Source organism: Dechloromonas sp. ZS-1 (genome assembly GCF_039649255.1).
Taxonomy (GTDB): Bacteria; Pseudomonadota; Gammaproteobacteria; order Burkholderiales; family Rhodocyclaceae; genus Azonexus.
In genome coordinates, this window is the sequence record NZ_JBDIYD010000010.1 from 16,659 (window position 1) to 31,498 (window position 14,840).

The following is a 14,840-nucleotide window of genomic DNA, read 5'->3' on the forward strand; positions in this document are numbered from 1 at the left end:
AATCGGGCTTGGGCGTGCCGCAAGCGCGGTGAGACATTTTGTCCCGATGTGGATTGGGTGGGACAAAATGTCCCGCCCGGGCCGCCTTCAGCGCTGCTCGGGAAGCGGGCGGAATGCCCTGTTTTTGCCCTGAATGCCGGCGTAGACCGCCTGAATGGCCGGAAGATCCGTGTCGATGTCGCCGGTGGGATCGAACTGCCCCTTGAAGCCGGCGGTCTTGCGGCCAAAGTCGATGAAGCCGAGTGCGATGGGCACCTCGGCGCCAACCGCGATGTGATAGAAGCCGGTTTTCCAGCGGGCGACTTGCGAGCGCGTGCCTTCCGGCGGAATGGCGATGGCCAGGCGCTCGTGCTGCTTGAAGGTCGCGATGGTGGCGGCCACCAGATTGCCGGCCCGTGCACGGTTGACCGGAATGCCGCCGAGCCAGCGCATGAAACCGCCCAGGAGGGGTGGAAACAGGGTGTGCTTGCCCATCCAGTAGGCTTCCAGACGCATCGCGAAGCAGACCAGCAGGCCGATCGGGAAATCCCAGTTGCTGGTATGTGGCGCCACGATCAGCACATAGCGTCCGCTGGCCGGCGGCGCGCCTTCCAGCTGCCAGCCCAGGCGGGGCAGCAGCCAGCGGGCAATGCGGACCATCGGTTCATTGATCCAGGGTGTGGCGAAGATGGTTTTCTGCAAGGGACGGACGGACATGGGGCGCTCAGGCGGAGGGAAGGTTTAACGGCCGCGCGGCTTGCCGGCGGGTTTTGGCCCGCGCGCGGCGGTTGACCGTGGGCCGTTGCCGCCGGGGCCGCGACGGGCCGGACGGGCATCATCAAACTCATCGACCCAGTTCGACGGCGCGCTGCGCTTGGGGGCGCCGGGTCCCGGGCGGCCTGCTGCACCTGGCCGGGGCTTGGAGGCGGACTTGGCGAGCGGCTTGGCGCTCGGGCCGCTGGTCAGCGGAACCGCGTGCTTGGGCTCGAAGCCGGGCTCCTCGTCGCGCGACAGCTTCTGCTTGATCAGGGTCTCGATGGCCGCGAGCAACGGGGCCTCGTCGGCGCAGACGAAGGAAATCGCTTCGCCGCGTGCGCCGGCCCGGCCGGTGCGGCCGATGCGGTGAATGTAGTCCTCGGCCTGCAGGGGCAGGTCGAAGTTGACCACTTGAGGCAGGGTGTCGATGTCCAGGCCGCGGGCCGCCACATCGGTGGCCACGAGTACCTCGATCTCGCCCACCTTGAAGGCATCGAGCGCCTTTTGCCGCGAGGCTTGCGGGCGGTCACCGTGGATCGCGTCGGCGGCAATCTGCTTGGCAGTCAGGCGGTCGACGAGTTCGTCGCAGCCTTTTTTCGTCTTGGCGAAGACGAGCACCTGCTGCCAGCCGCGGTCGCGGCGCATGAACAGGAAGAGATCGGTCTTGCGTTTCTTGTCCACCGGCACGACCCATTGCTTGACGCTCTTGGCCGCCGTGTTGCGCGGGGTGGCCTCGATGATCAGCGGCTGTTTCAGGCGTGCCTTGCCGAGGGCGCGGATCTCGTCCGAAAAGGTGGCCGAGAACAGCAGGGTCTGGCGCTGGCGCGGCAGCGCCTGGAAAAGAATGCCGAGATCGTCGGCAAAGCCCAGGTCGAGCATGCGGTCGGCTTCATCAAGGACGACGGCGCGCAGGGCGGGGAAGCGCACCGCGCCTTTGGTGAACAGATCGATCAGTCGCCCCGGCGTGGCGACCAGCACATCGACGCCGGCCTTCAGGCGGGTGATCTGCGGCCCGAGATTGACCCCGCCGTAAGCGGCGTAGCAGGTGAGGGCGAGGTCGGCGGCGTACTGCTGGCAGCTCTGCATGACCTGCTCGGCCAGCTCGCGCGTCGGGACCAGGATGACGGCGCGCACCATCTTTTCGCCGAGCGGCGCGGCCTCGGCATCGGCCAGCGTTTGCAGCAGCGGCAGGGCAAAGGCGGCGGTCTTGCCGGTGCCGGTTTGCGCCGCCGCCATCACATCGCGTCCGGCCAGGATGGCGGGAATGGCCTGCTGCTGCACAGCCGTCGGCGTCGTGTACGCGAGCCCGGCCAGGGTATCGGTCAGGGGCGCATGCAGGCCCAGGGCGGCAAAGGTCATGGCGGAGAATCCGGCTAAAAAAGAGGGATTTTAACCGGTCGACCGTCGGACGCTCAGAAGGTGATGACCTTGTCGGCTGCCAGCGTGCTCTCGGCCAGCTCGGCCAGGGTGCCGATCCGCACGCCCGGGATCAGCGGCAACTCTGCGAGACCGCGTGCCAGGGCGCAGGTGCGGCAGGCGCGGATGTCCACGCCATACCCGACCAGCGTCTCGACCATTCCCTGCAGGCCATTGGTGGCCCCGTCGATCTGATTGGGCAGCCCGAGCACCGTGGCATCGGACATCAGGAACACGTTGACGCTCGGCTTCGCGTCGCTCCCCGCCAGCGCCGTTGCCAGACGCAATCCGGAGAGGCAACGCTCGCTGCCATAGGGCGCGGCGTGAATGATGATCAGGATGTTTTGCATGTCTGGCACCTTGGAGGAGTGTGGGTAAGGGCTCAGGCCAGGTGCCGCCGCAACCAGGTGCTGCTCTGATCGACGGTGATCGAGAGGAGGAGCATGGCGGCGATGACGGTGGCGGCCTGGGCGTAGTGGAAGAGCGAGAGTTCGACGTAGAGCAGCTGGCCGAGCCCGCCGGCGCCGACGAAGCCGAGGATGGCGGCCATGCGGATGTTCATTTCCCAGCGGTAGAGCGTGTAGGCAACCAGCTGCGGCAGGGCGAGCGGCAGGGTGGCGTAGAGGAAGGGGAGGCCGGCCGGGGCGCCGGCCAGCCGTAGCGCCTGGGCCGGGGCGGGCGGGGTGTTGTCGAGGGCTTCGGCGTAGAGGCGGCCGAGCACGCCGCTGGTGTGCAGGGCCAGTGCGAGGGCGCCGGCAAAGGGGCCGAGACCGACGGCCAGGGCGGTGATCGTCGCCCAGACCAGTTCCGGCACCGAGCGGAGGGCATTGAGCAGGAAAGCAAAGGGCGCGTGCGGTCGGGGCAGGGCGAGGAGCAGGCCGGCGATGGCGGCGAGCAGGGTGCCGACGACCGAGATGGCGAGGGTTTCCCAGACGCCGCGGGCGACGCGGCTGAGCCAGTCCGGACTGAGATCGGGCGGGAAGAAACCGATGAAGAAGCTGCCCATGCTTTCAGCGGCCTCGACGGTCAACAGCGCGGCGAGGTCGATTTCCAGATAGCGCAGGCTGCCCAGGATGGCGAGCGGCAGGCCGAGCGCGAGCAGCAGGCTCTGCGGGCCGAAGGGCAGGGCGCGGGCCGCCGGGGGGCGCTCAAGGCCGCGCCGGAGCAGGGCGGAGAGGGCGTCGGCAGCGAGGACGAGGACCAGGAAGGCGAGCAGGATGCTGGCCGCTTCGCCGCCATTGAGCATCTTCATGGCCTGGTCCATCAGCTGGCCGAGGCCGCCGGCGCCGACGAAGCCCATCACGACCGAGGCGCGGATGGCGCATTCCCAGCGGTAAACCGTGTAAGACGCCAGTTCCTTGGCGGCCTGCGGCACCAGGCCGTAGAGCAGGGCAAACGGCCGGCTGGCGCCGCTGCGGCGCAGGGCCAGCGCCGGAGCGCGGTCGACCGATTCGAGAATCTCCGCATAGACCTTGCCGAGCATGCCGCCGTAAGTGAGGCCGAGGGCGAGGACGCCGGCCGTCGGGCCGAGGCCGAAAACGCGCACGAAGACGAGCGCCCAGACGAGTTCGGGCACGCCGCGCAGCACGGTAAGCAGGCTGCGCGTGATCGGGTTGAGCGTCGGCTGTTCGCGTCCGGCGCCGGTGGCGAGGTAGGCGAGGGGCACGGCGAGCAGACAGGCGATGGCCATGCCGGCGGTGGCGATGGCCAGGGTCTGCAGGGTGGCCGTGCCGAGCAGGCCGAGGAAATCCGCACCAGTTTCCGGCGGCAGGAAGGCCGCGAGGAAGTGCCCGATGACCTTCAGGTTGCCCGGGTCAAAGAGGGCGCCGGGGCGGACTTCAGCCGCCTGAAAAAGCGGCCAGAGGATGACGAGGACGGCCAGGCTGCCGGTCAGTCGGCCGCGTGCGGCCGGGTCCTTCAAAACGGGCATCGTGGCAGCGTACTCCGGTCAGGCGCCGCCTGAAGCGGCCATTTTTTCCAGGCCGGCGATCACGCGCAGGCTGGCGTTTTCCATGCGGGCCACCGCCTTGACGGCATTGCCGATGTCCCCGGCGGCGAGCCGGACCAGGGCCTCCTTGCCGGCGGCGTGGACTTCCTTGTGCGGCAGCTCGATCTCGCGATAGCCGGGCAACTGGCTGTACTGACGCTTGCCTTCGCCTTCGTAGTACCACTTGCCCAGACGGCAGCCGGTGTGATGGGCGAGGTCGTCGGCTCGCTTGTCGGTGAGCCCGAAAAATACCTTGTAAATCTCGAACTTGAAGATCAGGTGGTCGAGCTTGGCCAGTTCGACGAAGCTGCGCAGGGCCGAGCCGCCGATGGCGATTTCCATCTGCCGGGTCAGGTCGAGCGAGCGCCCCATGCTGTCGGCCATGGCTTGGCCCTGGCTGCTGAACGAGAGCGCTTCATCGGACAAACGGTCCATGTGCGCCTTGACCGAGCGGGTTTCCTGCTGGATGGCATTGACCAGCGGGGAGATGTCCTTGGTGGCCTTGTCCGTTTTGGCGGAGAGGCTTTGCACTTCCTTGGCAACCACGGCGAAACCGCGGCCATGTTCGCCGGCGCGGGCCGCCTCGACGGCGGCATTCATCGACAGCAGGTGGGTCTGCGCCGAAATCTGCTGGATGAGTTCGATGATCTCGGTGATCTGGCGGCTCTGCTGGTGCAGGGCATCGACTTCGGTGAGCGCGGCGGTCGATTGCTCGGAGAGATGACGCAACTTGCCGGAGATTTCCTGCACCGTGTTGCGGGCACCGGCCGACACGGTGGCCGCTTCCTTGGCGGTCTCGCTTTCGCCCTGCATGACGCTGGCCATGCCGGCCATGCTGCGCTGGGATTCAACAAATGAATCGCTGAAGCGGGCCAGGCATTGGCCCAGGGCGCGATACATGGCGATTTCTTCGTGGGCGGCGGCCAGTTCGGCCTGCAGTCGTTCAATCTCGTCCGTGTCGTGAGCAGCGTGCATCATGATCCATGAGTTGTCGTGGGCAGAAGAAACGCAGCTTCTAACAACAACAGTAGTTTGTCGAGCCTGTTGCCATGCCTTCTGCTGTGGTCCCGTCCGCCTGTGCGCCGGCGTGCATGTCTTCACCGGCATAGAGCTGCTGCAATTGCGCCGGGGTGACGGCGCTGCTCGGCAGGTCGAAGACGATGCGTCCGGCCTTCACGCCGACAATGCGGGAAAAGTGGGTCAGGGCGAGGTCGACCGCATGCAGGCTGGCGACCAGGGTGGCCTGGCGCTCGCTTGCTGCGCTGACCAACAAGCGGATGGCCGCATCGGCCAGGGTGGGATCGAGGGCCGACACCGGTTCGTCGGCGAGGATCAGGTCCGGCTGCTGGTAGAGCACGCGGGCAATGCCGACGCGCTGCAATTGGCCGCCGGAGAGCTGGTCGCAGCGGCTGAACAGTTTGTCGGCCAGATCGACGCGGGCCAGGGCCGCCTGTGCACCCGGCAGGTCGAGCGGGTAAAGCAGCGAAAGCAGGGCCTTCCAGCGCGGCCATTGACCCAGGCGACCGGCGAGGACGGCGGTCACGGCACGTTGGCGGCCGGGGATGGGGGCGGCCTGATAGACGGTGCCGATGCGGCTGCGCAGCGCACGCAGTCCGGCGGTCGACGGGCGGGCGAGGTCGTTTTCCAGCAGGCGAACATGGCCGCAGCTGGCGCGATGTGCCGTACCGAGCACGGAGAGCAGGCTGGTCTTGCCGGCACCGGAGGGGCCGATCAGGGCAATGCGTTCGCCCTGACCGGCGCTGAACGAAATGTCGCTCAGCGCCGTGAAGCCGTTGGCGTGGGTCAGCCCCACGCCGTCGAGCACAAAACTCATGCGCTTACTTCAGGAGGCCGGCGGCGTGGGCAGCCTTCTCGATGCCGTCGTAGTTCTCCTTCTTGGTCGGAATGAACTTCGAGGCGCGTTGCAGTTGCATGATTTCGGCGTGTTCCGGGTTCTTCGGATCGAGTTTCAGGAAAGCATCCGTCAGCTTTTTCACGATCACCGGATCGAGATCGCCGCGCACCGTCCAGTTGTAGTCGAAGTAGGTCGGCGTGGTGGCGAAGACGCGCACCTTGTCGGTATCGACTTTCTTTGCCTCCACCAGCTTGTCCCAGACCGAGGTGTTGAGCACGCCGGCTTCCGCCTTGCCGGCGGCAACGAAGGCCACGGTGGCGTCATGCGCACCGGAGAAGGCGACGTTCTTGAAGTCCTTTTCCGGATTGAGGCCGGCCTGCTGCAGGAAGAAGCGCGGCATCAGGCTGCCGGAGGTGGAGGACGGCGCGCCGAAGGCGAAGGTTTTGCCTTTCAGGTCGGCGAGCGACTTGATGCTCGGATCGGCGGTGATGAACTTGGAGGTGAACTTGGCGTCTTCTTCACGCTGCACGATGGGGAGGGCGGTCCCGTTGGTGCGGAGCTTGGCCTGCACGAAGGTAAAGCCGCCCAGCCAGGCCATATCGAGCTTTTTGGTGGCCAGCGATTCAACCACGGCGGCGTAGTCGGAGACCGGGGTAAAGACGACCTTCATGCCGGTCTGGGCTTCGAGGTATTTGCCGAGCGGGGCGAACTTGCGTTGCAGTTCGGTCGGGGCTTCGTCCGGGATGGCCGAGACGCGCAGGACATCGGCAGCGAAGGCGGGCAGGGCAGAGGCGACGGCGCAGGCGGCCGCGCCCTTGAGCGCCAGGCGGCGCAGGGCAGAAAAGTTCATGTTGTCTCCGTCAGTACAGCAACCGCTGCCGTGCGGACGTCACGACAGCTTAAACAGCGCCGGGGCGCCAAAGGGTAGGGCGGTACACAGACCGCGGGCGGCATTATAGCCAAAGCCTGATAAGCAAGGCCGGGGCCAGCTTGGGTAGCGGCCTTCGTGAGCGGCCGTGGCGCCTTGTGCGGCATGGGATTGCATCGATCTCGCGGGGCGCATGAACAGGGCCGCGCGCGAGGGCCCCGGTTTAGCGTGGGACAAAATGTCCCGCCGTGCGCAGGTGCCAGGGCCAAATGGACGCGTGCTAGCATCCGGCGATGGATTCAGAACTTGAAATGCTTGCCGCAGAACTGGGCGCGGCCCTGCTGGCGCGGGGGGAATCCCTGGCGACGGCGGAGTCGTGCACGGGCGGCTGGGTGGCGGAGACGGTGACGGCGATTGCCGGCAGCTCCGCCTGGTTCGACCGTGGCTTCGTGACTTATTCGAATGCCGCCAAGACCGAGATGCTGGGCGTGCCGGAAACCACGCTAGCCCGTCACGGGGCTGTCTCCGAGCCGACCGCCCGCGCCATGGCGCAAGGCGCGCTGGCGCACAGCCGGGCGCACTGGACGCTGGCGATCACGGGCATTGCCGGGCCGGGCGGCGGGACGACGGAGAAGCCGGTGGGGCTGGTCTGTTTTGGCTGGGCTTCGCGTGAGGGCGGTTGCGAGGCGCAGACGATGCACTTTGCCGGCGATCGGGCGGCGGTGCGGCGGCAGGCCGTCCGGCATGCCCTGCGCGAACTCCTGGTGCGCATCGAACTGGCGCCGATCTGCGTCTGAACACGGTGGCCTTGTCCTCGGCCGGGCGCAGGCAGCGAGGCTGAAAAAACGACTTGGGCGACGGTCGACCGTCGCCCAAGGGCCCATTTGACGGCGGCCGATGCCGCGCCGGCTTAAACCGGCAACGGCTCGAAGAGGGCGGCCAGATCGTCCGTGCCGAACTTCACATCGACGCGGTGATCCTCGGAGAGGATGCCGGCGGCGAGCTCGGCCTTGCGTTCCTGCAGGGCGAGGATCTTTTCTTCGATACTGCCGCCAACGATCAGCTTGTAGACGAACACCGGCTTGTCCTGGCCGAGGCGGTGGGCGCGGTCGGTCGCCTGATTTTCCACGGCCGGGTTCCACCACGGATCGTAGTGGATCACGGTGTCGGCCGCCGTCAGGTTCAGACCGACGCCGCCGGCCTTCAGGCTGATCAGGAAAACCGGCAGCTCGCCCTCCTGGAAGCGGCGGATCGGCGTTTCGCGGTCGGCGGTGTCGCCGGTGAGCAGGCCGTAGGGGATGCCGAGTGCTTTCAGTTCATCCTCAATCAGCGCGAGCATGCTCGTGAACTGCGAGAAGATCAGGATGCGGCGGCCTTCGTCGACCAGTTCCGGCACCATTTCCATGAGCAGGTCGAGCTTGGCGCGTTCCTGCACCTTGCGGGCCGAGAGCGCCTTGACCAGGCGCGGGTCGCAGCAGACCTGGCGCAGCTTGAGCAGCGCGTCGAGGATGACGATCTGGCTGCGCGCAAAGCCCTTCTGGGCGATCTCATCGCGCACCTTGGCATCCATCGCGGCGCGCACCGTTTCGTAGAGATCGCGCTGGCCGCCGACCAGCTCGACACTGCGCACAATGATGGTCTTGGGCGGCAGTTCGGTCGCCACGTCTTCCTTCTTGCGGCGCAGGATGAAGGGGCGAATGCGGCGGGCCAGCAGGTCGCGCCGTTCGGTGTCGCCCTGCTTCTCGATCGGCGTCCGCCAGTGACGGGTGAATTGGCGCTGGCCGCCGAGGAAACCGGGGAGCAGGAAATCGAACTGACTCCACAACTCGCCGAGGTGGTTTTCGAGCGGCGTGCCGGTCAGGCAGAGGCGGTGCCGCGCATCGATCTTGCGCACGGCTTCGGCGCTCTGGCTCTGGGCGTTCTTGACGGTCTGGGCTTCATCGAGGATGAGCAGGTGATAAGCGTGCTTCATCAGTTCGTCGGCATCGCGCCAGAGCAGCGGGTAGGTGGTGAGCACCACATCGTGCTGCCCGATCTCGGCAAAGCGGGCCTTGCGGTCCGGGCCATGCAGGGCAAGGACGCGCAGGTCCGGGGCAAAGCGGGCCGCTTCGCTCTTCCAGTTGAAGAGCAGCGAGGTCGGCAGGATGATCAGCGCAGGGCGATCCAGACGGCCGCTTTCCTTTTCCAGCAACAGGTGGGCGAGGGTCTGGGCGGTTTTGCCGAGACCCATGTCGTCGGCCAGGATGCCGGACAGATCATTGGCGCGCAGGAATTGCAGCCAGGCCAGACCTTCCTTCTGGTAACCGCGCAATTCCAGGCCGAGGCCCTGGGGCGGATCGATGTTCTGGATGCCCTGGGCGGCAATCAGCTTGTCGGCCAGCGCCATCACATCCGTCTGGCCACGGAACTGCCAGCGGCTGGTGTCGTTCAGCACGGTCAGGCGGGGCGCGTCGAAGCGCGACAGGCGCAGCGTGTTGCCGCCGGTGAACCCGTCAAACAGGTCGATCAGCGTCAGGGCCAGCGGTTTCAGGCGGGCGGCCTGAACGCGCAGGCGCTTGCCGCGCGCGGTCATCAGTTCGATCGGCTCGTCGTCCGGGATGTAGGCCAGCTCGATGCCGTCCAGCCAGCGCGCGTCGCGCTGAAAGAGGCCGGCCAGCAGCGGGGCGAGCGGCAGGCGCTCCCCTTCGACGATGATGCCCATGTCGAGGTCGAACCAGCCGTTCTCCGCTTCGACCAGATCGGCTTCCCAGCCGTCGATGTCGAGCACGTGATGGCGGAAGTCCTCCGGGAATTCGATGGTCCAGCCGGCGGCGCGCAGGTCATCCAGCCCCTGCTGCATGAAGGGCGTCCAGGCGTGCTCGCTGACCAGACCGTAAATGTCGGGCGGCGGGCTGCCAAAGGTGGACAGCGTGTGGCCGGGAATGCGTTCCAGACCCGCGTTGCCGAGCGCGCTCAGGGCGCGTTGTTCGGCCTCCGGGCGGCGTTGCAGGCGGATGGTTTCGCCGTCGGGCAGGGTCACGAATTCGTGCCGTTCGCTGGGCCGGATTTCGGCATCGGCATAGCGGAAGACGACCCGGGCCACATCGAAGGGGCCGCCATTGAAGCTCTGCGGGTAGCCGCGCCAGGCGCGGTAGCCGTGCGTGTGCAGGGTGTCCAGCTGCAGCACCGGCACCGGCGCACAATCCACCTGGCGCAGGCGGGCGCTGGCATCTTCGGCTGGCATCGGCAATTCTGGCGCCAGTTCGGACAAGGCTTCGGCCACCAGAATGGCTTCCTTGGCCGAGAGCGGCGGCAGGCTGAAGAGCTTGGCAACGACTTCCGGATTGCCGCTCACCGCGAGCGGGCCGATTTCTCCGCCGGCGAAATCGCCATACCAGGGCGGGTCGACCGGAATCACCATCTCGGCGGCCGGATCCGGCTTCAGGTAGGGGCGCTGGAAGCCCTGGGCATCGACCTGCCAGCCGATGCTGGCCGGGCGTTCGCCGCCGGTATTGAGCGGCAGCGCCAGGTCGTCCTGGCTGTACAGGCGGTGGCTGGCGGCCATGCGCTGGAGGGCTTCGGCGCCGTGTTGGGGACCGAGGGCAAAGGCGCGCAGGCCATTCTCGTGGCTGCGTTCAGCCCAGAGCAGGCGCAGGATGCCGAGGTCTTCCTCGGTGACGAACTGGGGCGGCGTGACCAGGGCGCGGTCGATCTTCCACCATTCCTCGGCGCTTTCCGGGAATTTGCCCTTGCGGATTTCCACGCCGAAATGGCGACGGTCCGGTGTCCAGCGCAGCAGGTAGAACAACTGCTGGCGGGCGGTACTCGGGCGGGCCTTTTTCTTGGCCACGGCGGCGGAGGCGCGGCGCAGGTCTTCCACCCAGGAGAGCACGCCGGTGCTGACGCGTTCGACCGGATTGCGCTCCTCGATGGCCTTGAGCAGGATGGCTGCAACGTGCTTGCAATTCACGCCGACCGGGCAGGTGCAGCCGCTGATCAGGGTGACGCTGCCATCCTTCTTTCCGATCAGGCGGGCGCTGGTCAGATACGGTTCGCGGGCCGAGCCGGGCACGGTACCGCGCACGCGTTCTTCATCCGCATCGAAATCGCGGATCAGGTCGACATAGGGTTTGCCTTTGGCAACGTCGGCATCGCCGAGCCATTCGGCAACGTCGTCTTCGGTGAAATTAGCGAGGGTAACGGCGGCCATCTTAAAAATAGCGACTGGCGACAAGGCCGGCAAGCAGGGCGGCGATCACGGCCAGCCAGCGGTTTTGCACGGTCTTGGCGGCGATCAGGCGTTCGAGTTGCGGCGCGAGATCAGCCTTGGCGGGTTGGGCCAGAACCTGATGCACGAGGCGTGGCAGTTGCGGCAGCGTGCGTGCCAGATAAGGGGCTTCCTGCTTGAAGGTCTTGACCAGACCGCGCCAGCCGACCTGCTCGCTCATCCAGCGCTCGAGGAAGGGTTTGGCGGTCTTCCAGAGGTCCAGCTCCGGATCCAGTTGGCGGCCCAGGCCTTCGATGTTGAGCAGGGTTTTCTGCAGCATCACCAGTTGCGGCTGGATTTCGACATTGAAGCGGCGCGAGGTCTGGAAGAGGCGGAGCAGGACCTTGCCGAAGGAAATATCTTTCAGGGGGCGGTCGAAGATCGGTTCGCAGACGGCGCGGATGGCTGCTTCGAATTCATCGACACGGGTGTCCTTGGGCGCCCAGCCGGATTCGATGTGCGCTTCGGCGACGCGCTTGTAGTCGCGCCGGAAGAAAGCGAGGAAATTCTGCGCGAGGTAGTTCTTGTCGGTATCGGTCAGGGTGCCGACGATGCCGAAGTCGAGGGCGATGTAGCGCCCGTCCGCGGCCACGAAAATGTTGCCCGGATGCATGTCGGCATGAAAGAAGCCGTCGCGGAAAACCTGGGTGAAGAAAATCTCGACGCCGGCGGCGGAGAGCTTCTTCATGTCGATGCCTTCGGCCACCAGACGCTCGGTCTGGGAAATCGGCACGCCTTTCATGCGCTCCATGACCATCACGGTCGAGGTGCAGAAATCCCAATGCACTTCCGGCACGATGAGCAGTTCGGAGTCCGTGAAATTGCGGCGCAGTTGCGAGGCGTTGGCGGCCTCGCGCATGAGGTCCAGTTCGTCCTTCAGGTATTTGGCGAATTCCGCCACTACCTCGCGCGGTTTCAGGCGCTTGCCGTCCGACCAGAGCCTTTCGAGCAGCATGGCCAGCGTGTCCATGAGGGCCAGATCGTGTTCGATCACGGTCAACATGTTCGGACGCAGGATTTTCACCGCGACTTCATGGCCGCCATCTTCTTCGCGCAGGCGGGCAAAGTGCACCTGTGCGATGGAGGCCGAGGCGACCGGCACCGGGTCGAATTCGGCAAAGACCTCATGGGCCGGTCGGCCGTAGGCCTTCTCGATTTCCTTCAGGGCGAGTTCGGAACCAAAGGGCGGCACGCGGTCCTGGAGCTTGGCCAGTTCGTCCGCGATGTCCGGCGGCATCAGGTCGCGCCGGGTCGAGAGGACCTGCCCGAATTTGACGAAGATCGGCCCCAGGGCTTCCAGTGCCAGGCGCAGGCGCTCGGCGCGCGGCGCGGAGAGGTCGCGCCAGAATTGAAGCGCGTTCGCAATGCGGACCAGGCGACCGCTGGGCTCGTGTTCGAGCACCAATTCGTCCAGGCCGTAACGGCTGGCGACCGAGGCGATCTTGAGCAGGCGGAATAAGCGCATGGCGGCAAGCGGGGGCGAAGTCAAACGAGCATGTTAACACGTGGTCGGTGAATGCGCCGGCCCCTTTTTGAACTGCTGCGCCCTGCCCGCGGCTGCCGGCGAGAAATCTTGCTCTGAGCATGCGCCCTTGTCGCTGTGATCCGTTAAACTCATGCATCAGTGGTTGTTTGATTCCCTTTGGGCGACAGCCCGTCAACCTTTGCCCACAGACTCGATGAGCGATCTGAAAGCCCCGTCCGAACTGGCGCGTGAAGCCCTGAAACAGCTGGCGGCGCGGCATTTGCCGCCAACGCCGGCCAATTTTCAGGCCTGCTATCACGAAATCGCCGGTTTGCCGCCCAGTGCCCCTTTTCCGGATCAGCCCCTGCGGCGCCTGGCCGGGGCGCTGGTGCCGCATGGCGATGCCCAGTTGGCGTGTGTTGCCGATCTCGATGCCGCGATCGTCCGGCGCAGCTGGCAGGGGGTTCAGGATGCCGTGCTGGCCTTTATCGATCAGCAGCGTGCGGAAAGCCCGAGTGTCTCGGGTTCCTGCAGTGAAGATGCGTTGCTGCCGGGGTTTGCGCATGCCCTGGCGCGCCTGTTTGAGCGCTTGCTGCCGGCTTTGGGGGATGACGATCATCAGGCGGTGGCCGCCGGGCAGGATCTGATTCGTGCGCTGCGTCAGGCGGCGCCGCGGATCAGTGATCTCGATGCCTTGCTGCCGGCCTTCAGCCGCCAGGTGGTGTTCGCCGCCGAAGAGCAGGTTGAAATCCGTGCGTCGCTGCTCAAGCTGCTCCATCTGATCATTCAGAACATCGGGGAACTGAGCCTCGACGACAGCTGGCTGAAAGGGCAGGTCGATGGCCTGTTGGCCACGGTGGCGCCGCCCATTACTTTGCGTCACCTGGACGAGATGGAACGCCGGTTGCGCGATGTCATGGTCAAGCAGTCGCGGGCCAAGGCGCGTTCCGTCGAGGCGCAGGAGGAAATGCGCCGCATGCTGTCCGCCTTCATCGGTCAGCTCTCGGAGATGAACGCGTCCAGCGTGAGCTTCCAGGGGGATATCGAGGAAAGCGCGCGGCGCATGGAGGCGGTGACCAGTCTGGAAGACCTCACCCCGCTGTTGCGCTCGGTGATTGATCGCACGCGCGGCATGGCCGAAGAAACGGCGCGTTCGCGCGAGCAACTGGAATCCCTGCAGGCGCGGGTCGAGGCGACCGAGGCCGAGTTGGTGCAGTTGCACCTTGAGCTCGATAGCGCCAGCGCGATGGCGCGCCACGATCCGCTCACCGATGCGCTCAACCGCAAAGGCCTGGATGAGGCGCTGGCACGCGAGATCGCCAGCATGCGCCGCAAGGATGCGCCCTTGTCGGTCAGCCTGCTCGACCTCGATAATTTCAAGGCCCTGAACGACCGCCTCGGGCACGATGCCGGCGATGTGGCCCTGGTGCATCTGGCCAATATCGCGCGGGCGTGCATGCGCCCGACGGATACCCTGGCGCGTTACGGTGGCGAGGAGTTCGTCATCCTGATGCCGGATACGACCCTGGAGCAGGGGGTCGAGATCATGACCCGCCTGCAGCGCGAGCTGACCAAGGCGATCTTCATGTCCGGCAGCGAGCGGGTCCTGATTACTTTCAGTGCGGGCGTCGCCCAGCTGGCGCAGGACGAAGACGGCAACGATGCCATCCGGCGTGCCGACCAGGCGATGTACCTGGCCAAGCGTGCCGGCAAGAACCGCGTCCTGGGGGCGTGATCGTCCGCTGACGTGCGCGTCCAGAGTTTTCCGCCGGTCATCGGGCCGGCGCCGCATACCCTGATCCTCGGTTCGATGCCCGGCGTGGCCTCGCTGGCGGCAGCCCGTTACTACGCCCATCCCCGGAACGTTTTCTGGCGCCTGATGGGCGATCTGATCGGCGCCGGGCCGGATCTGCCTTATGCACAGCGTCTGGCCAGCCTGCAGGCGCAGGGACTGGCGCTCTGGGATGTGATGGCCGGCTGCGAACGGCGTGGCAGTCTCGATGCCGATATTGTGCCGGCCTCGGTGGCGGTCAACGACTTTCCCGGCCTGTTTTCCGCCTACCCCGGCATCCGCCGTGTTTTCTTCAATGGGGCGGCGGCAGAGAAAGCCTTTCGTCAGCACGTCCTGCCCCGCTTGGGCGGCGACTTGCCCGCGCTGTCGCGCCTGCCCTCGACCAGCCCGGCCCATGCCGCGCTCGCTTATCCGGAAAAACTGGCGGCCTGGCGTGCGATCCTGGCCGAATAAAGCGGCAGGGGCAGCGTATAATC

At 66.3% G+C, this 14,840-nt stretch carries 12 protein-coding genes; 3 read left to right on the forward strand and 9 right to left on the reverse strand.

Annotated elements, in window-relative coordinates; genetic code table 11:
* Positions 1–87 precede the first annotated feature (87 nt).
* Genes AACO21_RS12525 through AACO21_RS12555 form a run of 7 tightly spaced genes read right to left on the reverse strand, consistent with a single transcriptional unit; the run spans position 88 to position 6,843 of the window.
* Positions 88–696 (reverse strand): lysophospholipid acyltransferase family protein, encoded by a 609-nt coding sequence (locus AACO21_RS12525; RefSeq protein WP_346192861.1) that lies wholly within the window; start codon positions 694–696, stop codon positions 88–90.
* Between the two features lie 24 nt (positions 697–720).
* Complete coding sequence (locus AACO21_RS12530) at positions 721–2,094, reverse strand: DEAD/DEAH box helicase (protein ID WP_346192862.1); 1,374 nt, start codon at positions 2,092–2,094, stop codon at positions 721–723.
* 53 nt (positions 2,095–2,147) lie between these two features.
* On the reverse strand, positions 2,148–2,501 hold the full coding sequence (locus AACO21_RS12535; RefSeq protein WP_346192863.1) for a DsrE family protein: 354 nt from the start codon (positions 2,499–2,501) through the stop codon (positions 2,148–2,150).
* A 32-nt stretch (positions 2,502–2,533) separates the two neighbouring features.
* Positions 2,534–4,081, reverse strand: coding sequence for an ABC transporter permease subunit (locus tag AACO21_RS12540; RefSeq protein ID WP_346192864.1), 1,548 nt, complete (start codon positions 4,079–4,081; stop codon positions 2,534–2,536).
* Between the two features lie 18 nt (positions 4,082–4,099).
* The gene (locus AACO21_RS12545; RefSeq protein ID WP_346192865.1) at positions 4,100–5,116 is read right to left on the reverse strand and encodes a methyl-accepting chemotaxis protein; all 1,017 of its coding nucleotides are present in this window, start codon (positions 5,114–5,116) and stop codon (positions 4,100–4,102) included.
* Between the two features lie 37 nt (positions 5,117–5,153).
* The gene (locus AACO21_RS12550; protein WP_346192866.1) at positions 5,154–5,972 is read right to left on the reverse strand and encodes an ATP-binding cassette domain-containing protein; all 819 of its coding nucleotides are present in this window, start codon (positions 5,970–5,972) and stop codon (positions 5,154–5,156) included.
* Positions 5,973–5,976: 4 nt separating this feature from the next.
* Entirely contained in the window at positions 5,977–6,843 is an 867-nt protein-coding gene (locus AACO21_RS12555) for a putative selenate ABC transporter substrate-binding protein (RefSeq protein WP_346192867.1), read from the reverse strand.
* A gap of 311 nt (positions 6,844–7,154) precedes the next feature.
* Between AACO21_RS12555 and pncC the strand changes: the two genes are divergently transcribed.
* A complete protein-coding gene (gene pncC, locus AACO21_RS12560) occupies positions 7,155–7,658 on the forward strand; it encodes a nicotinamide-nucleotide amidase (RefSeq protein WP_346192868.1) in 504 nt (167 codons plus the stop codon).
* A 113-nt stretch (positions 7,659–7,771) separates the two neighbouring features.
* Here pncC and AACO21_RS12565 read toward each other — a convergent pair whose 3' ends face one another.
* Positions 7,772–11,050 carry a DEAD/DEAH box helicase gene (locus AACO21_RS12565; RefSeq protein WP_346192869.1) on the reverse strand — a complete coding sequence of 1,093 codons (3,279 nt, stop codon included), beginning with the start codon at positions 11,048–11,050 and terminating at the stop codon, positions 7,772–7,774.
* A gap of 1 nt (position 11,051) precedes the next feature.
* Positions 11,052–12,572 (reverse strand): ubiquinone biosynthesis regulatory protein kinase UbiB, encoded by a 1,521-nt coding sequence (gene ubiB / locus AACO21_RS12570; protein ID WP_346192870.1) that lies wholly within the window; start codon positions 12,570–12,572, stop codon positions 11,052–11,054.
* 214 nt (positions 12,573–12,786) lie between these two features.
* Between ubiB and AACO21_RS12575 the strand changes: the two genes are divergently transcribed.
* Together AACO21_RS12575 and AACO21_RS12580 are read left to right on the forward strand one after the other, a co-directional pair.
* Complete coding sequence (locus AACO21_RS12575) at positions 12,787–14,307, forward strand: diguanylate cyclase (RefSeq protein WP_346192871.1); 1,521 nt, start codon at positions 12,787–12,789, stop codon at positions 14,305–14,307.
* 12 nt (positions 14,308–14,319) lie between these two features.
* Positions 14,320–14,817, forward strand: coding sequence for a DNA-deoxyinosine glycosylase (locus AACO21_RS12580; RefSeq protein ID WP_346192872.1), 498 nt, complete (start codon positions 14,320–14,322; stop codon positions 14,815–14,817).
* The last annotated feature ends 23 nt before the right edge of the window (positions 14,818–14,840 follow it).